This window comes from Aureimonas glaciei (genome assembly GCF_014643375.1).
In the GTDB taxonomy this organism is placed as follows: domain Bacteria; phylum Pseudomonadota; class Alphaproteobacteria; order Rhizobiales; family Rhizobiaceae; genus Plantimonas; species Plantimonas glaciei.
This window is the reverse complement of the sequence record NZ_BMJJ01000015.1, coordinates 104,920-124,068: the sequence shown is the minus strand read 5'-3', so window position 1 is coordinate 124,068 and position 19,149 is coordinate 104,920. Positions and strand designations below refer to the sequence as shown.

Sequence of the window (19,149 nt, the reverse complement as noted above, 5' to 3'; positions counted from 1 at the left end):
GGGAAAGGTCGATCCTGTTACAGCGGCGGGGAACACAAGCGGGGCGTCACGATGATCGAGCTTCTCATCAACGGTTTCGTGACGCTCTTCGTCATCCTCGATCCCCTCGGCCTCCTGCCGCTGTTCCTGACGCTGACGCCCGGAGCCTCGCCCCGGCAGCGGCGTCGGATCGCCCTGAAGGCGAGCCTCATCGCCGGCGCCATCCTCCTCGTCTTCGGCCTCTTCGGTCTCGCCATCCTCGATGGCCTCGGCATCACGCTCGGCGCCTTCCGCGTCGCGGGCGGCCTGTTCCTGTTCTGGATCGGCTTCGAGCTTGTCTTCGAGTAGCGCAAGGAACGCCATGAGCGCACCGCCGTCATCGCAGTCGAGGACCGTGACGACGGGGAGGACGATGTCGCCGCCTTTCCCCTTGCCATTCCGCTGATCGCCGGCCCCGGCGCGATCTCGGCGACCATTCTGCTGTCCGGCTCGCTGCCGACGATGACGGGTCAGGCCGGCCTCGTCCTCGTCATCTTTGCCGCATTGGGGATCAATTTGGGCATTCTGGCGTTGGCGCACCGCGTCGATCGGTTCCTCGGACGAACCGGCCGCGCCATCATTTCGCGCCTGCTCGGCGTGCTGCTGGCGGCCTTGGCCGTCCAGTTCGTCGCCGACGGCGTGGCGCAGCTGACGCGCACCACCCACGCCCCGGCCGTTTCCTCCTCCGCCCCGGACACCGGGGCGCTCCAGACGGACAGGCCGACATGACCGCACAGCGCTCCCAGGACGGCGGCAACAAGACCGTCATCGCCGCCCTCGCCGCCAATCTCGGCATCGCCGTGACGAAGTTCGGCGCGGCCTTCTACACCGGCTCGTCGAGCATGCTGGCGGAAGGCATTCATTCCCTGGTCGACACCGCCAACCAGGGCTTCCTGCTTCTCGGCATCAAACGGGCCAGCAAGCCGGCGGATGCGGAGCATCCTTTCGGCTACGGCGTCGAGATCTATTTCTGGTCCTTCATCGTCGCCATCCTGATCTTCGCCCTCGGGGCCGGCTTTTCCATCTACGAGGGCGTCCTGCGGCTGATGGAGCCGAGCCACGCCGTGGAGGCGCCGATTGTCGCGCTGGCGGTCCTCGCCGCGTCCCTGGCCATGGAGGGCTATTCGCTGTCGGTCGCCTATGGCGAATTCAATGCCCTGCGCGATGCCGCCTCCGGCAACGGCCTGCTGGCGGACGTGCGCGCGATGAAGGACCCGACGATCTTCGTCGTGCTGTTCGAAGACAGCGCCGCCTGCATCGGCATCGTAATCGCCGCCGCCGGCATCGCGCTCGCCTGGATCACCGGCATCGCGGAATTCGACGCCATCGGCTCGATCGCCATCGGCGTGGTGCTGGCCGTCACCGCAGTCTTGCTCGTCGTCGAGACCAAGGGCCTCCTGATCGGCGAGGCCGCCTCCCCGGCCATGGTCGAAACCATCCGCGAACGCGTCTCGCAACGCCCCGAGATCGCCTCGGTCAACGAGATCCGCACCCTGCATCTCGGCCCGCGCGACGTGCTTCTCACCATGAGCTGCGACTTCGAGGACGATATTCCCTCGCAGGACATCGAGGCCGCGGTCAGCGATATCGAGCAACGCGTGAAGCACGCCTACCCGATTGTCCGGCGCCTCTACATCGAGGTGCAGTCGAAAGATGCCCACCGGCGAGCGCTCGCCGACGAGGATGTCATCGCCTGAGTCCGGTTCCGGAAGGCGCCAGGGTCGCAATCCCGCAACCCCGGCCCCATCTGCGGCCGACCTCAAAGACGAAAGGCGTCCGACATGAAAATTCTAATGATCCTGACCTCGCACGACAAACTGGGCGACACCGGCAAGAAGACCGGCTTCTGGCTCGAGGAGCTCGCTGCCCCCTACTACGTGCTGAAGGATGCTGGCGCCGAGATCACCCTGGCGTCGCCCCTTGGCGGACAGCCGCCGCTTGATCCGAACAGTGCCGACGAAAGCGCCCTGACCGACGCTACCAAACGGTTCGACGCCGACGCCGACGCTCAAGCGCAGCTCGCCGCGACCCACAAGTTGGGCGACGTCGACGTGCAAGCGTTCGATGCCGTCTTCTATCCCGGCGGCCACGGACCGCTCTGGGATCTGGCGAACAGCGCGACATCGCGGACGATCATCGAGTCCGCGATCGCCGCGGGTAAGCCGGTCGCTTTGGTCTGCCACGCCCCCGGTATCCTGCGCGACGTCACCAAGGCGGACGGAACGCCCCTGGTCAGCGGCAAGAAGGTGACGGGCTTTGCCAACAGCGAAGAGGCGGCCGTCGGGCTAACCGATATCGTGCCCTTCCTCGTCGAGGACATGCTGAAGGAACGCGGCGGAAACTATTCCAAGACCGATGATTGGGGCGTGCACGTCCTCACCGACGGCCTGCTCATCACCGGCCAGAACCCGGCCTCATCGGGACCTGCGGCAGAGGAACTGCTGAAAGCCCTTCGCTAGGACCGCGGCCCCACAAAAAAGCCCGGTGATCGCTGTCGATCACCGGGCAGCCGGCCTCAAGTCTCTGACTTCCGACGGTTCAGTCGGTGAAACTGAAATCCGAGATCTCGCAGACGTTGACGCCTTCCTTGATCGCCGAGGCGCCATCGCTGAACGTCGCCTTGAAGTCGAACTTGCAGTAGCCGCTGCCGTCATCGACGGTGACGTCGACGGCCTGGCCGACATCGAGGATATCGACGCCGAGGATGTCCTCTTCCCACTCGCTCGTGCCCTGGTTCGAGGCATAGAATTCGATCATGGGCGTGCTGGAATTATTAGTGACCGTGACGGTCCGGTCCAAGGCAAGCGCCGGACCGGCGGCGATCGAGAGTGCCGCAACGGCGACCAGAAGGCTGGTCGACGAAAAAAGACGCGACATGCGGTTTGATCCTTTCAGAGAGGGCGAGACGGAATCGTTCGCGCTCTCTGAGCATAGAGGGCCAGCGTCGCGAGGACGAGACGCTGGCGCCCGGAGTCAAAAGGGAATTTCGTCGTCGAGATCCCGCGACGAGCCGCCGCCGCCGCCACGATCGTAGCCGCCACCACCGCCGCCGCCGCGGTCGTCGCTCGAGCCGCGGTCGTATCCGCCGCCGCCGCCGCCGCCACGACCGCCGCTCGAGCCGCCCCGATCGCTATCGCCGCCACCAGAGCTGTCGCCGCGTCCGCCGAGCATCTGCAACTCGCCGCGGAAACGCTGCAGGACGACTTCGGTCGTGAACTTCTTCTGCCCGGACTGGTCCTCCCAGGACCGCGTCTGCAGCTGGCCCTCGATGTACACCGTCGAGCCCTTCTTCAGATACTGCTCCGCGACCTTCACCAGATTTTCGTTGAAGATCACGACGTTGTGCCATTCCGTCTTTTCCTTGCGCTCGCCCGAGGATTTGTCGCGCCAGGATTCAGACGTGGCGATGCGCATGTTGACGACGGCGTCGCCCGAGTTCAGACGCCGCACTTCCGGGTCAGCGCCGAGATTGCCGACGAGGATCACCTTGTTGACGCTGCCTGCCATGATGTCTTTCCTTCTCTTGCCTTGCCGCATCCGCGGCTTTCCCGGCGCACCATAAAGCACGCGCCGCCGCCCCGCCTGCCTGACGACGCGGTTTCCACAGGCGCGGCCGGGATGGGGCATTCCCTTACGCAAATGTTCGTATTATGTTCCTCAGAAGTCAACCGGATGGCAGGCTGCCAAACGATTCCGACCCGGCGCACCTCGACATCCCCGCGCGAATTTTTATCTAGAGGCCTGCGTGCCGCAGCGCGGTAGGAACGCAATCCCTCACGATCAAGCGACGAACAATGCCCGAACTGAAGACGATCTCCATTCGCGGCGCGCGCGAGCACAATCTCAAGAATGTCGACATCGACATTCCCCGCGACAAGCTCATCGTGATGACCGGCCTGTCCGGCTCCGGCAAGTCGTCGCTGGCCTTCGACACGATCTATGCCGAAGGGCAAAGGCGCTATGTCGAGAGCCTCTCGGCCTATGCGCGGCAGTTCCTCGAAATGATGCAGAAGCCGGACGTCGACCAGATCGACGGCCTGTCGCCGGCCATCTCGATCGAGCAGAAGACGACGTCGAAGAACCCGCGCTCGACCGTCGGCACCGTCACCGAGATCTACGACTATCTCCGCCTGCTCTATGCCCGTGTCGGCGTACCCTATTCGCCGGCGACGGGCCTGCCGATCGAGAGCCAGACGGTCAGCCAGATGGTCGACCGCGTGCTGGCGCAGGAGGAAGGCACAAGGCTCTATCTGCTGGCGCCGATCGTCCGGGGCCGCAAGGGCGAGTTCAAGAAAGACCTCATCGAACTTCAGAAGAAAGGCTTCCAGCGCGTTCGGATCAATGGCGAATTCCACGACATCGCCGACGCGCCCGAGCTCGACAAGAAGTTCAAGCACGACATCGACGTCGTGGTCGACCGCATCGTCGTTCGCGGCGACATCGGCGCGCGCCTGGCGGATTCGCTGGAGACGGCGCTGCGGCTGGCCGACGGTATCGCGGTGGCGGAGTTCGCTGAGGGCGTGGACGAGAACGGCAAGCCGAAGCAGCTGATGTTTTCGGAAAAGTTCGCCTGCCCCGTCTCCGGCTTTACCATTCCGGAGATCGAGCCGCGGCTCTTTTCCTTCAACAACCCGTTCGGCGCCTGCCCGAAATGCGACGGCCTCGGCGCGCAGCAGTCGATCGACCCAAAACTGATCGTGCCGGACGAGGCGATGACCTTGAAGCAGGGCGCCGTCGCGCCCTGGGCAAAGTCGACCTCCCCCTATTACGGCCAGACGCTGGAGGCGCTGGGGCGCGAATTCGGCTTCAAGCAGACCGACCGCTGGGAGAGCCTGTCCTTCGATGCCCAGTACGCCGTTCTGCACGGCACCGGCACGAACAAGATCGAGTTCCGTTACAATGACGGGATGCGGGCCTACAAGACGACCAAGACCTTCGAGGGCGTCATCCCCAATCTCGAGCGGCGCTGGAAGGAGACCGATTCCGCCTGGATGCGCGAGGAGATCGAGCGCTTCATGTCGGCGACGCCCTGCCCGGCCTGCAAGGGCTACCGGCTGAAGCCCGAGGCGCTGGCGGTGAAGATCGCCGGCTGCCATGTCGGCCAGGTCACCGAGCTGTCGATCCGCCGGGCGCTCGAATGGTTCGAGGCCCTGCCGGAACAGCTGAACGACAAGCAGAATGAGATCGCCGTCCGCATCCTCAAGGAAATCCGCGACCGGCTGCGCTTTCTCAACGATGTCGGCCTCGACTATCTCACGCTCTCGCGCTCGTCCGGCACCCTGTCCGGCGGCGAGAGCCAGCGCATCCGCCTAGCATCGCAGATCGGCTCCGGCCTGACGGGCGTCCTCTATGTGCTGGACGAGCCGTCGATCGGCCTGCACCAGCGCGACAATGCGCGGTTGCTGGTCACGCTGAAGCACCTGCGCGACATCGGCAACACGGTGATCGTCGTCGAGCATGACGAGGACGCGATCCTGCAGGCGGACTATGTCGTCGACATGGGCCCGGCCGCCGGCATCCATGGCGGCGAGATCATCGCCGAAGGCACGCCCGACGAGGTGAAGGCCAATCCGCGCTCGATCACCGGCCAGTACCTGTCCGGCGCGCTCGGCGTCGCCGTGCCGGAGAAGCGCCGCAAGCCGGTCAAGGGCAAGCGGCTGAAGGTTGTCGGCGCCAGCGGCAACAATCTGAAGAACGTCACCGCGGAAATCCCCCTCGGCCTCTTCACCGCCGTCACCGGCGTCTCCGGCGGCGGCAAGTCGACCTTCCTGATCGAGACGCTGTTCAAGGCCGCCGCACGGCGCATCGGCAATGCCCGCGACGTGCCCGCGCCGCACGAGCGCATCGAGGGCCTGGAGCTGCTCGACAAGGTCATCGACATCGACCAGTCGCCGATCGGCCGGACGCCACGCTCGAACCCGGCGACCTACACCGGCGCCTTCACGCCGATCCGCGACTGGTTCGCCGGCCTGCCGGAATCCAAGGCGCGCGGCTACATGCCCGGCCGCTTCTCGTTCAACGTCAAGGGTGGCCGCTGCGAGGCCTGCCAGGGCGACGGCGTCATCAAGATCGAGATGCACTTCCTGCCCGACGTCTACGTCACCTGCGACGTCTGCCACGGCAAGCGCTACAACCGCGAAACGCTCGACGTCACCTTCAAGGAGAAGTCGATCGCCGACGTCCTCGACATGACGGTGGAGGAAGGCGTCGAGTTTTTCGCCGCCGTGCCGGTGGTGCGTGATAAGCTGCGCTCGCTGCTGGAGGTCGGACTCGGCTACATCAAGGTCGGCCAGCAGGCGACGACGCTGTCGGGCGGCGAGGCGCAGCGCGTGAAGCTCGCCAAGGAACTGTCGCGCAAGGCGACCGGCAAGACGCTCTACATCCTCGACGAGCCGACGACGGGCCTGCACTTCCACGACGTCGCCAAGCTGCTGGAAGTGCTGCACGAGCTCGTCGACCAGGGCAACAGCGTCGTCGTCATCGAGCACAATCTCGAAGTGATCAAGACCGCCGACTGGGTCGTCGACATCGGCCCCGAGGGCGGCGACGGCGGAGGCGAGATCGTGGCGGTTGGCACGCCGGAACAGGTGGTGAAGGTCGAGCGGTCCTGGACCGGCAAGTTCCTGAAGGAACTGTTGGAGCGGCGGCCGCCGGCGAAGCGGCAGGCGGCGGAGTAGGCACTACCAGAGGGTTGGGACGTCGAAGGAGGAGAAGGCCGGGTCGCGCGTGACGAGGGTCAGGTTTTCGGCCATCGCCTGCGCGGCGAGGAGACGGTCGAAGGGATCGCGGTGAGCGAGCACAAGCCGACCCGCGGCCAGCGCGTGTCGGGTATGGACATCGAGCAGCATGAACCCGTCGGCTCTGACCAGGCCGACGAAGTCGGCGTCGATTTCGCGAGCGGCCTCGAACTTGCCCAGCCGCACTTTGGTAGCGATCTCGAAGGCCGAAACGGCACTGACGAAGATTGGTCCAGTCGATGAAGCGATCGCATTCCGAGCCCTGACAGAGAACTTGTTTTCGTTGAGAAGCCACCAGACCAGCGTGTGCGTATCGAGAAGGTAGCTCAATCGTCCTTGTCCGGCGGGAAGATTGGTCCATCCTCCCACAGCTTCAACTCCTCCTCCGAAAGAGGATCGAAGAATGAGTCAGGTATCGTGCCACGCAAATGCGCCAGCCGACCGGGCTGCCGGGGCAATTTCGGATGGTCCGTATTCGCGACCGGTGTCAGCCGCACGGCGGGCCTGTCGGCGCGCAAGATGACAATCTCCTCGCCGGCTTCCGCGCGGGCGATGAGCTGGTCGAGGTCGGCCTTCGCCGTCTGGACACTGAACACGGCCATGGCGCTATGTTAGCGCTGGGGCAAACGGACGGCAATCGCGACGGGAGTGCCTGTATGACATCCACCGGCATCATTCGCGCCGGCATCGGCGGCTGGACCTTCGAGCCCTGGCGCGGGACCTTCTTTCCGGAGAAGCTGAAGCATGCCGACGAGCTCGGCTATGCCGCGCGGCAGCTGCCGACGATTGAGGTCAACGGCACCTACTATCGCACGCAGACGCCGGCGACCTTCGCCAAGTGGAAGAACGAGGTGCCCGAGGGCTTCGTGTTCTCGCTGAAGGCCGCGCGCTTTGCCACCAACCGCAAGATCCTCGGCGAAGCCGGAGAGTCGGTCGAGCGGTTCATCCAGTCCGGCATCACCGAACTCGGCGACAGCCTCGGCCCCATCCTCTGGCAGTTCGCCAACACCAAGAAATTCGAGCCAGAGGATTTTGGCGCCTTCCTGGCGCTGCTGCCAGAGAAGGCCGAGGGCCTGCCGCTCCGGCACGCGATCGAGGTGCGGCACGACAGTTTTACGGACCCGGCCTTCGTCGCCCTCGCCCGCCGGCACGGCGTCGCCATCGTCTATGCGCACCATGCCACCTATCCCGAGATTGCCGACGTCACCGCCGACTTCGTCTATGCCCGGCTGCAGCAGGGCGAGGACGATATCCCGACCGCCTATGCGCCCGAGCAGCTGGACGAATGGGCGGCGCGCGCCGCGCTCTGGGCCAAGGGCGGTGTGCCGGGCGACCTGCCGCTCGCGGCCCCCGAGGACAAGCCGGCGAAGAAGCCGCGCGACGTGTTTGTCTACGTCATCCACGAGGGCAAGGTCCGCGCTCCGCAAGGCGCCATGGCGCTGATGGAGCGCGTCCCCGAGAAGGCACGGCCGACCGTCACGGCCTGAGCGCCGCGGCGGGCACCCGGCTGACGCAAACCGGCATCCGCCACCCAGGACGAAGGTATGCGGTATCCGTCAGGTTGGTGCCCGTCACGTCGCTCCCGATAGTTCTGCTAGCACTTTCGGCAGCAGTCCCGGCAGGTCCTCGGCGATGAGGCCGGGGCCAAAGAGTTCGGCCGCCCGTCCGTGCATCCAGACGCCTGCCGCGGCCGCTTCGAAGGCCGGCGTCTTCTGGGCCAGAAGGCCGGCGATGACGCCGGACAACACGTCGCCACTGCCGGCGGTGGCGAGGTAGGGCGTGCCGGTGGCGTTGATGGCCGCCCGTCCGTCCGGTGCCGCAATCACTGTGTCGGCGCCTTTAAGGACGACGACGCAGCCCGCGCGCTCCGCCGCTTGCCGGGCTTTTTCCAGCTTGGACGAGTTGCCTTCCGCAGCGATGTCGGGGAACAGCCGCGCAAACTCGCCCTGATGAGGCGTCAGCACGACAGGGCTCCCCGCCGCCCGGATCGCCGCGAACAGCGTTTCCGGCGCTTCGGCGAAGGCGGTGATGCCGTCGGCGTCGAGCACGAGCGCGCGCCGGGCGGAGAGGACGGCGAGCGCATAGTCGCGGGCCGGCTCGCCGAGGCCGAAGCCCGGCCCCAGCACGAAGGCGGAAAGCCGGGCGTCCTCGAGCGCCGCCTGCAAAGCGCTGGCGTCGGAGCAGCGTTTCAGCATGATCGCCGTCAGATGCGCGGCGTTGACCATCAGCGCCGAGGGCGGGGCGAAGACGGTGACGAGCCCTGCCCCGGCGCGCAGCGCCGCCATCGCCGCGAGGCGCGCCGCCCCGGACGTCGTGGCGCCGCCGGAGAACACCACGGCGTGGCCGCGGTCGTATTTGTGGCCGTCGGTCGAGGGGTCGGGACGCGCCTCGGCCCACAGCTCCGGCTCGTTGGCGAAGGTTTTCGGCCGGATGGTGTCGAGCACATCGTCGGCGATGCCGATGTCGGCAACGACCACGCGGCCGCAGCGGCCGCGGCCGGGCTGCAGCAGATGGCCGGGCTTGCGGCGGAAGAAGGTCACCGTCAGCGCCGCCGAGAAAGCTTCGCCGAGGACGGCGCCGGAAGCGCCGGAGACGCCGCTCGGCAGGTCGACCGCCACCACCGGCACGCCGGCGGCCTTCGTCGCGCGCATGACCGCGGCGATCGGCTCGGAAACGGGCCGGTCGAGCCCGGCGCCGAAGAGGGCGTCGACGACGACATCGGCCTCGCCCGGCACGATGGCGTCGAGCGCTTCGACGGGTCCGGGATAGCGGGCGGCAGCCCTCGCCGCATCGCCCTTCAGCGACGCGGGATCTCCCGTAGAGAACAGTGCTACCGTCAGTCCCGCCTCGCGCAACAAGCGACCCACGACGTAGCCGTCACCGCCGTTGTTGCCGGGCCCGGCAAGGACGGCGATGCGCCGCGCCGCGGGAAAGCTTCTGCGCAGCGCGTCCGCGACGGCCCGACCGGCATTGTCCATCAGGACGACCCCCGCCAGGCCGCCCGCGATGGTCAGCCTGTCGGCTTCGCCCATCTCCCGCGGATCCAGAAGGGAGACACCCCCGTCTTGCTCGATGCTCATTTCATGACCCCGCTGCCCGATCTTCTGCCGGCAATACCAGCCAAAGTGGCAAGCCTGCCCGTTTACAGGCCAAACTGGGCTGTTTTTCCGCTGAGCCCCCTCCGCACGGCGAGTTGTGGCTGCACATTGGTTGCTCGAATCCCCGTAAAAGCATATCGCTTGTTTGTGCCACACGGATATCGAACGCCCGTTGCGGATCGCTGTATTGGCTTGGCATGGCACCTGCATCCGAGCGCTCGCCGGGCTTCGGCCCGCGACGGGACAACGTCGAGAAGGACATTCGATGAAGAAGGTTGAGGCGATCATCAAGCCTTTCAAGCTCGACGAGGTGAAGGAGGCTCTGCAGGAAGTCGGCCTGCAGGGCATCACCGTCACCGAGGCCAAGGGTTTTGGCCGCCAGAAGGGCCATACCGAGCTCTATCGCGGCGCCGAATACGTCGTCGATTTTCTGCCCAAGGTGAAGGTCGAGATCGTCCTCACCGACGAGGCCGTGCCGGCTGCCGTCGAGGCGATCCGCAAGGCCGCCCAGACCGGCCGGATCGGCGATGGCAAGATCTTCGTGTCGAACATCGAGGAAGCCATCCGCATTCGCACCGGCGAAGCCGGCAACGACGCGATCTGACGGCACCAAAGTTTCTCCAGACACCCGTTCAATAAACAGGGAAGGACCGCTTCATGACGACGGCCAATGACATTCTGAAGCAGATCAAAGACAACGACGTCAAGTTCGTCGACCTGCGCTTCACCGATCCCAAGGGCAAGATGCAGCACGTCACGATGGACCAGACCATCGTCGACGAGGACATGTTCTCCGAAGGCTCGATGTTCGACGGCTCGTCGATCGCCGGCTGGAAGGCGATCAACGAGTCCGACATGGTGCTGATGCCCGATCCCGAGACGGCGCACATGGACCCGTTCTTCGCGCAGTCGACCATGGTCCTCCTCTGCGACATCCTCGACCCGATCTCGGGCGAGTCCTACAACCGCGATCCACGCGGCACCGCCAAGAAGGCCGAGGCCTATCTGAAGCAGTCGGGCGTCGGTGACGCCGCCTATTTCGGCCCCGAGGCCGAGTTCTTCATCTTCGACGACGTGCGCTACAAGGCCGACCCCTACAACACCGGCTTCAAGCTCGACTCGACCGAACTGCCGTCGAACGACGACGCGGAGTACGAGACCGGCAATCTCGGCCACCGGCCGCGCGTCAAGGGCGGCTACTTCCCCGTGCCGCCGATCGATTCCTGCCAGGACATCCGCTCGGAAATGCTGACCGTGATGGCCGAGATGGGCGTCAAGGTCGAGAAGCACCACCACGAAGTGGCGGCCGCCCAGCACGAGCTCGGCATCAAGTTCGACACCCTGGTGAAGAACGCCGACAACATGCAGATCTTCAAATACGTGACGCACCAGGTCGCCAATGCCTACGGCAAGACCGCGACCTTTATGCCGAAGCCGATCTTCGGCGACAACGGCTCGGGCATGCATGTGCACCAGTCGATCTGGAAGGGCGGCAAGCCCGCCTTCGCCGGCAATGAATATGCCGGCCTGTCGGAATCGGCGCTGTTCTACATCGGCGGCATCATCAAGCACGCCAAGTCGCTGAACGCCTTCACCAACCCGTCGACCAACTCTTTCAAGCGGCTGGTGCCGGGCTACGAGGCGCCGGTCCTGCTGGCCTATTCCGCCCGCAACCGTTCGGCCTCGTGCCGCATCCCCTTCGGCCAGTCGCCGAAGGCCAAGCGCGTCGAGGTCCGTTTCCCCGATCCGATGGCGAACCCCTACCTCGCCTTCTCGGCCATGCTGATGGCCGGCCTCGACGGTATCAAGAACAAGATCCACCCGGGCGAAGCCATGGACAAGGATCTCTACGACCTGCCGCCGGAAGAGCTGAAGCAGATCCCGACGGTCTGCCGTTCCTTGCGCGAAGCGATGGAAAGCCTCGATGCCGACCGCGACTACCTGAAGGCCGGCGGCGTGTTCGACGACGACCAGATCGACTCCTTCATCGAGCTGAAGATGGCCGAAGTGCTGCGCTTCGAAATGACGCCGCACCCGGTCGAGTTCGACATGTACTACTCGCTCTAGGCTTCGGCCCGCGCGACGAGAGAGCCTCCGCTTCGGCGGGGGCTTTTTTTTGTGTCGGCAGTCGGCGGAGAAGTCGTGAGGTCCTGGACAGTCGCGCCGCATCGTCGGGCGTCCCGGCTGAGCACAGGACACGTATGCCGCAAGGATACCGGCAGGCGCGATGCCCGCCCTAGCTTTAGCCGGTAGACCCGGTGACCGTCAGTCCGACAGGGGATCGGGAAAGGGCGGAAGGACCATCGAGCGGGCGCGGATCTCGGCCAGCACGATCGCCGCAGCCGCGTCCCCGGGGTCGGCCGAGATCGCCATCTTCTGCCGGATCTCGCGAAACCCCTCGACCTGCGCAAGGCGCTCGGGCGTATCGGTCAAGAGCCGCTGCAGCCGTCGGGCCAGCGCTTCCGGCCGGATGAATTCGTGAAAGTGCTCGGGCACCAGCGGATGGTCGGTGATGTAGTTCGGCAGCGCCGCGGTCCAGCCGGTGATGAGGTGACGCAGGACGTAGCCGATGGGATCGAGGCGGTAGCACAGCGCCATCGGAACACCCGCCAGCGCCAGTTCCAGCGCCACGGTGCCGGAGGCGGCGAGCGCCGCGTCGGCCGCGGCGAAGGCCGCCCACTTTTCCGCCTCGCCCGTGACGATCTCCGGCTTGACGGCCCAGGCGGCGGTCTTTTCCTCGATCAGGCCGCGCAACCGCGGCACCGCCGGCAGCAAGGCCCGAACCCCCGGCATGCGCGCGTTCAGGAGCTCGAGCGTCTTGCCGAAATCGCGGCTGAGCCGGTTGACCTCGCCCCGCCGCGATCCCGGCAGGATCAGCAGAGTCGGCGGCGATTTCGGCCGGGACAGCGCCGGTGCCGCGTCGAGCCGTGTCATGATGGCCGCGAGGTGCGGTTCGTGCATCAGGGGATGGCCGACATAGGTTGCGGGCGGCCCGCCATAGCGCGCGTGGAAGCTGGGCTCGAACGGGAAAACGCAGATCGCCCGATCGATATAGCCCGCCATCGTCGTCGAGCGTTCGGGGTGGTAGGCCCAGACCGCCGGCGGCACGTAATTGATGATCGGCAGTTCCGGCCGTGCCTTGCGCACGCGCCGCGCGACCCGGTGCGAAAAGGCATAGGAATCGATCACGACCAGCGCATCCGGTTCCTCGGCCAGGATGTGACGCACCGTCTGGCCGATCCGGCCGATCAGCTGCGGCAGCCGCGCCAGGATCGCGCCGACCCCGACGATCGACAATTCGTCGATGTCGAACAGGCTGACGAGCCCCTCGGCCGCCATGGCATCGCCGCCGAGACCCGTCACCTCCACGGTCCCCGGATGCTGGTTCCGGAGGCCGCGGATCAAAGCGGCGCCCAGACGGTCGCTGGAGTTTTCGCCGACGACGAAGGCGATCTTCATGCCGACCCCTCCTCGGCGCAGGATCGCGTCCAGCCCCAGAGGAAAATCCCCTTCGCCCGCGCCGCCGCCATGACGTCGTCGATGCCTATGACCAGAGCATGACCGGCGCTGAGGCCGATGCCGACGAGCCCGGCCTCGGCCGCCTCTTCGATTGTGGCGACGCCGATGCTTGGGAGGTCGAAACGCAGATCCTGGCCCGGCTTCACCCCCTTCACCAGCACGCACCGCTCGGTGGGCCCGATCCGGCCGCGCCGCCGGAGGTCGGCCACCCGCTGCAGCATTTCGCGCGTTCCTTCGATTCCCTCCAGCGCGATCACCCGGTCCTTCGACGCGACGACCGCCTGCCCGACATCGAGGGCGCCGAGAACGCCCGCCGCCTCGAAGCCGCGCCGCAGGGCAGCCCTGTCCGCCACACTCGGCAGCGCGCCGCCGACCGCTCCGGGCAGCATCAGGAGTTCCGGCAGGATCTCCTGCACCGCGACGAGTTCGAAACCGCGTTGCTCGAAGGCTCGGGCGGCCGCGCGCAGCAGGTTGTCGTCACCGCCGCGGATGACGCGAAAGATCTGCGGCAGCATGGCGAGCGTCTTCAGGCTGGGAAGGATCGCGCGGAAATCGGGGCGCACCGAGACCGTACCGCACAGGACGAGTCGCTGCACACCCCTGTCCTTCAAGTGGGCGAAGGCATTGCCGAGACGGCCCCAGGCCATCGGCCAGGCGTCGTCAGGCAGCCAGGCCGCGCCAATGCCGTCGCCGACGGCCAGAATGCGGGGCTCCCAACCATGCAGGCGGGCCTGCGCTGCGACGAGGCGCGGCAGGTCGCCGCCACCGGCGACGATGCCGAGCGGCTCTCCGGGATGGCGCGGCGCGACGATCGCGTCCGGGACCGCCGGCGCCACCGTCACGCCGGGCGGCTGTGCCGCGGGAAGCAGATCGCCCGGTCGCCGCCGGCGCGGATGAAGCCGAGAAGATCCTGGACGAGCGCATCGTCGGGATATTCGCTCTGCACCTCGTCCATGTTCTCGCGGAAGGTCAGGTCGTCGGAGAACAGCATCCGGTAGGCCTTGCGGACATTGCGGACGGCCTCGCGGTTGAAGCCAGCCCGCTTCATGCCGATGACATTGAGCCCGGAGAGATAGGCGCGGTTGCCGAGCACCATGCCGAAGGGAATGACATCGCCCTCGACCGCGGCAAGGCCGCCGATATAGGCGTGGTGGCCGATGCGGGTGAACTGGTGGATGCCCGAGCCGCCGGCGATCGTGGCATAGTCGCCGACGACACAGTGGCCGGCCAGCATGACGTTGTTGATCAGCGTCACATGCGAGCCAAGATGGCAGTCATGGGCGACGTGCGCGCCGGTGAAGAAGGAGCAGTCGTCGCCGACCGTCGTCTCCGATCGGCCCTGGACAGTGCCGGGATTCATCGTCACGCTCTCGCGCACCAGGCAATTGTCACCGATGACGAGCCGCGTATCCTCGCCGCGGTACTTCAGGTGCTGCGGCGCATGGCCAAGCGAGGCGAAGGGATAGATGTGGGCGTTCGCCCCGATGGTCGTATTGCCGGCGATGACGACGTGCGAGACGAGCTTCGCCCCGGCGCCCAGCGTCGCCCGCGGACCGATATGGCAGAAGGGTCCGATCTCGGCGCCCTCGCCGATGACGGCGCCGTCCTCGACGATCGTGGAAGGATGAATCCGCATGAGAGCGCCTCTGTCAGCCGGCGTCGCGCGGGACCAGCATGGCGCTGACGCTCGCTTCGGCGACCTTGACCCCATCCACCTTGGCGACGCAGTCGAATTTCCAGATATTGCCGCGCTTCTTGGTCTGCTCGACGTGATATTCGAGCCGGTCGCCCGGCACCACGGGACGGCGGAACTTCGCATTGTCGATGGTCATGAAATAGACCAGCTGCGGCGTGCCCTTTCCCATCGCCATGGTGCAGATCGCCCCGGCGGTCTGGGCCATGCCCTCGATGATCAGGACGCCCGGCATGACCGGCGCACCGGGAAAATGCCCGAGGAAATGCGGCTCGTTGATCGTCACGTTCTTGATGCCGATAGCCCTGCGATCCGCATCGATGCCGACGATCCGGTCGACCATCAGGAACGGATAGCGGTGCGGCAGCAGCTCGAGAATCTGGAGGATATCGACGCTCTCAAGCGTCGTTGTCGTCTCGTCCATGCCTGACCTCCGGAACTCGGCGCTGTTTCGCCATTTCACTGACCCAGGTTACCTCGCGAAACCAGTCGCGCACCGGCTTGGCCGGAACGCCGCCCCAGCGCGCCCCGGCAGGCACATCGCCCGCGACGCTGCTGATCGCCGCGATCTGCGCGCCGTCGCCCACCGTCACATGGTTGTTGACGGCAGACTGCCCGCCGATCGCGACCCCGTCGCCGAGCGTCACGCTGCCGGCCAGAGCCACTTGCGCGACGATCATGCAGTTGCGGCCCACGCGCACGTTGTGGCCGATCTGAACCTGGTTGTCGATCTTGGTATTCTCGCCGATCACCGTGTCGCGAATGGCGCCCCGGTCGATCGTCGTGTTGGCGCCGATCTCGACGCCGTCCTGGATGATCACCCGACCGATCTGGACCATTTTCAGGATGCCGTCGCGGCCGGCTGAATAGCCGAAGCCATCCTGGCCGAGACGGACGCCCGGATGCAGGATGACGCGGTCGCCGATCAGCGCGTGCTGGATGCTGGCATGCCAGCCGATGCGACAGTCGCGGCCGATCTGACATCCCGGCCCGATCACCGCCCCGGCCCCGACATGCGTGCCTCGGCCGATCACCGCGCGCGGGCCGATCACGGCCTGCGGCTCGACGATCACGCCCTCTTCGAGCACGGCCGAGGGATCGACGAAGGCGCGATCGGAGATACCGCCGAGTTCGAGTCCCGTCGGCAGCAGCGCATCGGGAAACAGGGCCCGACCGGCGAGGGCGAAAGCCCGGCCCGGGTCGCGAACCACGAGGGCGGCCACGCCGGGCGGCACCAGATGGACGCTTCGGCGCGCAATGAGAACGCCCCCTGCCCGGGTCTCGGCCAACACGGCCGCATAGCGATTGTTGTCGAAAAATCCGATGTCGCGCGGCCCGGCATCGTCGAGGGCAGCGAGCCCATCGACCCGATGGCCGGCGTCCGCGCCGTCGCGAAGCTCACCCTCGCAAAGCGCCGCGAGCTCGGCGAGGGTCATGCCCTCGCCCTTGGGATAGAAGCGCGTCTCTGTCATCAAATCCGCGGGAGGGCGAAGCCCGCCCTCCCCGATCCCTAGAACCGCGTCGAGAAGCCGAACGACAGCTCCTGCGTCTCGTCGTAGTCTTCCTTCATGAACGGATGGGCGTAATTGACGCGCAGCGGGCCGAAGGGCGACGCCCAGATCAGGCCGACACCGGCGGATGCCCGGATCTTCAGCTCGTCGCCGACCACGCCCGTCTGTCCGGCGAACTCGGTGCCCCAAAGCGTGCCCGCATCGGCGAACAGCGCGCCGCGGAAGCCGAAGTCACGCGAGACCAGCGGCAGCGGGAAGGTCGTCTCGGCCGAGGCGTTCAGGTAGTTCTCGCCGCCGATCGCGACGCCGTCACCCACAGTGTTGCCGCCGCCATCCAGCTCGAACTGGCGCGGGCCGATCCCCTTGGTCTCGAAGCCGCGGACGATGTCCTGGCCCTTGAAGAAGTTGTCGAACACCCGGAGGTCGTCGCCGAGGCCTGAGACATTGCCGCCGCCGACGCTGAGCTGACCGACCACGTCGTACTCTTCCTGCAGCTGCTGGAAGTAGGACGCCTTCGCCGTCGTCTTGATGAAGCTCGCATCGCCACCGAGGCCCGCCACTTCCTGGCCGAAGGACGCGATGATGCCGTTACGCGGATCCTTGGTGGAATCCAGCGTGTTGTAGGTGAGCGCGTAGGACATCGAGGACGTCGTGTACGGGCTGTCGCAGATCGCCTCGTTGATGATCGTCGACCGCGTGTACTTCGGCGCATTGCTGAAATCGGTCGACTGACCGTTCACGTTCGCGGACACCAATCCATAAGGGTTGGGGTTGTTGCAGGTGGCGGTGACGAACCGCTGGCCATCCTGCAGGTCGTAGTCCGAAGCGACCGAACCGATGACGGTGGGCGTGCCCGAGTCCGTCTCGATGTAGTAATTGCCCGAATTGTCCTGGACGCGACGGCCGCCGTCGTCGTCGCCGAACTTCTCCTGCTTGAAGTTGTAGGCGATCTGCGCCGTGACTTCATCGGTGATCGGCGCAGCGAGACGGAGCGAGCCGCCGGTGCGCTCGACATCGTAGGACTCCGACGTGTTCGTCGAGGTGTAGATGTCGAAGCCGGCTGCCAGGCGGCGACCGAGGAAATAGGGCTCGGTGAAGGAAAGCTGGTAGTTGCGCGTGTCGGCACCGAAGCCGGCAGAGACCTTCACGAACTGACCGCGACCCAAGAAGTTGCGCTCGGTGACGCCGATTTCGGCCACCGGGCCTTCGCTCTGTCCGCCGGTCGTGTAACCGCCGCCGATCGAGAACTCACCGGTCGACTTCTCGACGACGTCGACGATGACGACGACGCGGTCCGGCTCGGAGCCGGGCGCGGTCGAGATGTTGACCGACGTGAAGAAGCCCAGACCCTCGAGGCGCTGCTTGGCGCGCTGGACGAGGACCTGATTGAAGGCATCGCCCTCGGACACGTCGAATTCGCGACGGATGACGTAGTCGCGCGTCTTGGTGTTGCCGCGGATGTCGAGGCGCTCGATGTAGGCGCGCTGCCCCTGATCGACGACGTAGTCGATGGAGATTGTCCGGTTGTTGAAGTCGCGGTTGCCGCGCGGCGTCACCTGAGCAAAGGCGTAGCCGCTCTCGGCGACCTTGTTGGTCACCGCGACGAGCGACTTCTCGACCTGCTCGGCATTGTAGACGTCGCCGGTGTCGGTCTTCACTTCGCTCTTGAGCACTTCGGTGTCGACACCCGGAATGCTCGATTCGACGTTGATGGCGCCGTAGGTGTAGCGCTCACCCTCCTCCACGGTGAAGGTCACCGTGTACTGGTTCTCGGCGTCGTTGAGCTCGGCGACCGAAGAGACGATGCGGAAGTCGGCATAGCCGTGGTTGTAGTAAAAGCGCCGCAGTGTCTCCTCGTCGGCGCGAAGACGGTCCTCGCTGTAGACGTCGTTGCGCTGGATGAAGCTCAGGAGGCCGGATTCGCGCAGCGCGACGACTTCCTTCAGTCGGCCGTCGCCATAGGCGTTGTTGCCGACGAAGTTGATCTGGCCGATCTTGGTGCGGTCACCCTCGTCGATGTCGAAGACGACATTCGTCCGATTGTTCTCGACCGGGAGCGTGCGCACGGAGACCGTGGCATCGCTGCGGCCGATCTTGACGTAGGCATCCTTGATCGCGGCGACGTCCGTCTCGGCTGTCGCGGCGGAATAGGCACCGCGAGACTGGGTCTGAACGGCCGCGGCGAGCTGCTCGTCCTTGAGCTTGGAATTGCCCTGGAACAGCACCTGATTGACGATCTGGTTCTCGTCGACGTTGACGGTGACGACACCGCCCGCCTGGCTGATGCGGACATCGGAGAAGAGACCGGTCGAATAGAGCTTGCGAACGCCCTCGTCGATCTCGGCGTCGCCGACGTTCTGCCCGGGACGAATGGCGAGGAGGCCGCGGATCGTGTCCGCCTCGACCCGCTGATTGCCCCGGACCTCGACGCGGCTCACCGCAGCGGCATGCGCGGGCGCAACCATGACGAGCTGAGCGCCAAGAGTCGCCGTCAGCAAAGTCGAGGAAAGCGCGAACGCCGACGCGGCTTGCAGAAGCTTTGATCCAGCCGTCATAGGCCTCACCACCTTTTT

At 66.0% G+C, this 19,149-nt stretch carries 17 protein-coding genes and 1 pseudogene; 7 read left to right on the top strand and 11 right to left on the bottom strand.

From position 1 onward, the window contains the following. Positions 1-51: 51 nt before the first annotated feature. The 3 genes and pseudogenes from IEX88_RS23745 to IEX88_RS23735 all read left to right on the top strand — a co-directional run bounded on the left by IEX88_RS23745 (position 52) and on the right by IEX88_RS23735 (position 2,477). Positions 52-747 (top strand): annotated as a pseudogene (locus IEX88_RS23745) (MarC family protein). Then, the gene (locus IEX88_RS23740) at positions 744-1,715 is read left to right on the top strand and encodes a cation diffusion facilitator family transporter (protein WP_188854964.1); all 972 of its coding nucleotides are present in this window, start codon (positions 744-746) and stop codon (positions 1,713-1,715) included. Before IEX88_RS23745 ends, IEX88_RS23740 begins: the two are co-directional and overlap by 4 nt. A gap of 84 nt (positions 1,716-1,799) precedes the next feature. Next, the gene (locus IEX88_RS23735; protein WP_188854963.1) at positions 1,800-2,477 is read left to right on the top strand and encodes a type 1 glutamine amidotransferase domain-containing protein; all 678 of its coding nucleotides are present in this window, start codon (positions 1,800-1,802) and stop codon (positions 2,475-2,477) included. A 79-nt stretch (positions 2,478-2,556) separates the two neighbouring features. On the opposite strand, the gene IEX88_RS23730 is transcribed toward IEX88_RS23735, so the two are convergent. Together IEX88_RS23730 and ssb are read right to left on the bottom strand one after the other, a co-directional pair. Beyond that, positions 2,557-2,895: a hypothetical protein gene (locus tag IEX88_RS23730; RefSeq protein WP_188854962.1), complete on the bottom strand. Its 339-nt coding sequence runs from the start codon at positions 2,893-2,895 to the stop codon at positions 2,557-2,559. Positions 2,896-2,991: 96 nt separating this feature from the next. Further along, complete coding sequence (ssb, locus tag IEX88_RS23725) at positions 2,992-3,525, bottom strand: single-stranded DNA-binding protein (protein ID WP_188854961.1); 534 nt, start codon at positions 3,523-3,525, stop codon at positions 2,992-2,994. Positions 3,526-3,812: 287 nt separating this feature from the next. Here ssb and uvrA point away from each other — a divergent pair, with 287 nt between their 5' ends. Next, positions 3,813-6,695 carry an excinuclease ABC subunit UvrA gene (gene uvrA / locus IEX88_RS23720; RefSeq protein WP_188854960.1) on the top strand — a complete coding sequence of 961 codons (2,883 nt, stop codon included), beginning with the start codon at positions 3,813-3,815 and terminating at the stop codon, positions 6,693-6,695. Between the two features lie 3 nt (positions 6,696-6,698). On the opposite strand, the gene IEX88_RS23715 is transcribed toward uvrA, so the two are convergent. Both IEX88_RS23715 and IEX88_RS23710 read right to left on the bottom strand, forming a co-directional pair. After that, positions 6,699-7,085, bottom strand: a complete 387-nt coding sequence (locus tag IEX88_RS23715) for a type II toxin-antitoxin system VapC family toxin (RefSeq protein WP_188854959.1) — start codon at positions 7,083-7,085, stop codon at positions 6,699-6,701. Next, positions 7,082-7,357 (bottom strand): type II toxin-antitoxin system Phd/YefM family antitoxin, encoded by a 276-nt coding sequence (locus IEX88_RS23710; RefSeq protein WP_188854958.1) that lies wholly within the window; start codon positions 7,355-7,357, stop codon positions 7,082-7,084. The genes IEX88_RS23715 and IEX88_RS23710 overlap by 4 nt, the downstream gene beginning before the upstream one ends. A gap of 54 nt (positions 7,358-7,411) precedes the next feature. Between IEX88_RS23710 and IEX88_RS23705 the strand changes: the two genes are divergently transcribed. Then, entirely contained in the window at positions 7,412-8,242 is an 831-nt protein-coding gene (locus IEX88_RS23705) for a DUF72 domain-containing protein (protein WP_188854957.1), read from the top strand. Between the two features lie 84 nt (positions 8,243-8,326). Here the strand turns inward: IEX88_RS23705 and IEX88_RS23700 are convergent, their stop codons facing one another. Then, complete coding sequence (locus IEX88_RS23700) at positions 8,327-9,835, bottom strand: NAD(P)H-hydrate dehydratase (protein ID WP_244640460.1); 1,509 nt, start codon at positions 9,833-9,835, stop codon at positions 8,327-8,329. Positions 9,836-10,118: 283 nt separating this feature from the next. Between IEX88_RS23700 and IEX88_RS23695 the strand changes: the two genes are divergently transcribed. Both IEX88_RS23695 and glnA read left to right on the top strand, forming a co-directional pair. Beyond that, on the top strand, positions 10,119-10,457 hold the full coding sequence (locus tag IEX88_RS23695) for a P-II family nitrogen regulator (protein WP_188854956.1): 339 nt from the start codon (positions 10,119-10,121) through the stop codon (positions 10,455-10,457). Between the two features lie 53 nt (positions 10,458-10,510). Further along, a complete protein-coding gene (gene glnA, locus IEX88_RS23690) occupies positions 10,511-11,920 on the top strand; it encodes a type I glutamate--ammonia ligase (protein ID WP_188854955.1) in 1,410 nt (469 codons plus the stop codon). A gap of 198 nt (positions 11,921-12,118) precedes the next feature. Here glnA and lpxB read toward each other — a convergent pair whose 3' ends face one another. Genes lpxB through bamA form a run of 6 tightly spaced genes read right to left on the bottom strand, consistent with a single transcriptional unit; the run spans position 12,119 to position 19,131 of the window. Further along, complete coding sequence (lpxB, locus tag IEX88_RS23685; protein WP_188854954.1) at positions 12,119-13,312, bottom strand: lipid-A-disaccharide synthase; 1,194 nt, start codon at positions 13,310-13,312, stop codon at positions 12,119-12,121. Then, complete coding sequence (locus tag IEX88_RS23680) at positions 13,309-14,208, bottom strand: LpxI family protein (protein WP_244640459.1); 900 nt, start codon at positions 14,206-14,208, stop codon at positions 13,309-13,311. Before IEX88_RS23680 ends, lpxB begins: the two co-directional genes overlap by 4 nt. Positions 14,209-14,210: 2 nt before the next feature. Beyond that, positions 14,211-15,008 carry an acyl-ACP--UDP-N-acetylglucosamine O-acyltransferase gene (gene lpxA, locus IEX88_RS23675; RefSeq protein WP_188854953.1) on the bottom strand — a complete coding sequence of 266 codons (798 nt, stop codon included), beginning with the start codon at positions 15,006-15,008 and terminating at the stop codon, positions 14,211-14,213. A gap of 13 nt (positions 15,009-15,021) precedes the next feature. Next, positions 15,022-15,489: a 3-hydroxyacyl-ACP dehydratase FabZ gene (fabZ, locus tag IEX88_RS23670; protein ID WP_188854952.1), complete on the bottom strand. Its 468-nt coding sequence runs from the start codon at positions 15,487-15,489 to the stop codon at positions 15,022-15,024. Beyond that, a complete protein-coding gene (lpxD, locus tag IEX88_RS23665) occupies positions 15,464-16,537 on the bottom strand; it encodes a UDP-3-O-(3-hydroxymyristoyl)glucosamine N-acyltransferase (protein ID WP_188854951.1) in 1,074 nt (357 codons plus the stop codon). Before lpxD ends, fabZ begins: the two co-directional genes overlap by 26 nt. 38 nt (positions 16,538-16,575) lie before the next feature. Then, positions 16,576-19,131: an outer membrane protein assembly factor BamA gene (bamA, locus tag IEX88_RS23660; protein ID WP_188854950.1), complete on the bottom strand. Its 2,556-nt coding sequence runs from the start codon at positions 19,129-19,131 to the stop codon at positions 16,576-16,578. Between the last annotated feature and the right edge of the window lie 18 nt (positions 19,132-19,149).

What these genes read in the sequence shown, in the direction of transcription:
- IEX88_RS23740 (WP_188854964.1), top strand. Translation starts at nt 744, where the DNA reads ATGACCGCACAGCGCTCCCAGGACGGCGGCAACAAGACCGTCATCGCC.
- fabZ (WP_188854952.1), bottom strand. Translation starts at nt 15,489, where the DNA reads ATGGACGAGACGACAACGACGCTTGAGAGCGTCGATATCCTCCAGATT.
- bamA (WP_188854950.1), bottom strand. Translation starts at nt 19,131, where the DNA reads ATGACGGCTGGATCAAAGCTTCTGCAAGCCGCGTCGGCGTTCGCGCTT.
- IEX88_RS23735 (WP_188854963.1), top strand. Translation starts at nt 1,800, where the DNA reads ATGAAAATTCTAATGATCCTGACCTCGCACGACAAACTGGGCGACACC.
- IEX88_RS23700 (WP_244640460.1), bottom strand. Translation starts at nt 9,835, where the DNA reads ATGAGCATCGAGCAAGACGGGGGTGTCTCCCTTCTGGATCCGCGGGAG.
- glnA (WP_188854955.1), top strand. Translation starts at nt 10,511, where the DNA reads ATGACGACGGCCAATGACATTCTGAAGCAGATCAAAGACAACGACGTC.
- lpxB (WP_188854954.1), bottom strand. Translation starts at nt 13,312, where the DNA reads ATGAAGATCGCCTTCGTCGTCGGCGAAAACTCCAGCGACCGTCTGGGC.
- ssb (WP_188854961.1), bottom strand. Translation starts at nt 3,525, where the DNA reads ATGGCAGGCAGCGTCAACAAGGTGATCCTCGTCGGCAATCTCGGCGCT.
- IEX88_RS23705 (WP_188854957.1), top strand. Translation starts at nt 7,412, where the DNA reads ATGACATCCACCGGCATCATTCGCGCCGGCATCGGCGGCTGGACCTTC.
- IEX88_RS23730 (WP_188854962.1), bottom strand. Translation starts at nt 2,895, where the DNA reads ATGTCGCGTCTTTTTTCGTCGACCAGCCTTCTGGTCGCCGTTGCGGCA.
- lpxD (WP_188854951.1), bottom strand. Translation starts at nt 16,537, where the DNA reads ATGACAGAGACGCGCTTCTATCCCAAGGGCGAGGGCATGACCCTCGCC.
- IEX88_RS23710 (WP_188854958.1), bottom strand. Translation starts at nt 7,357, where the DNA reads ATGGCCGTGTTCAGTGTCCAGACGGCGAAGGCCGACCTCGACCAGCTC.
- uvrA (WP_188854960.1), top strand. Translation starts at nt 3,813, where the DNA reads ATGCCCGAACTGAAGACGATCTCCATTCGCGGCGCGCGCGAGCACAAT.
- lpxA (WP_188854953.1), bottom strand. Translation starts at nt 15,008, where the DNA reads ATGCGGATTCATCCTTCCACGATCGTCGAGGACGGCGCCGTCATCGGC.
- IEX88_RS23695 (WP_188854956.1), top strand. Translation starts at nt 10,119, where the DNA reads ATGAAGAAGGTTGAGGCGATCATCAAGCCTTTCAAGCTCGACGAGGTG.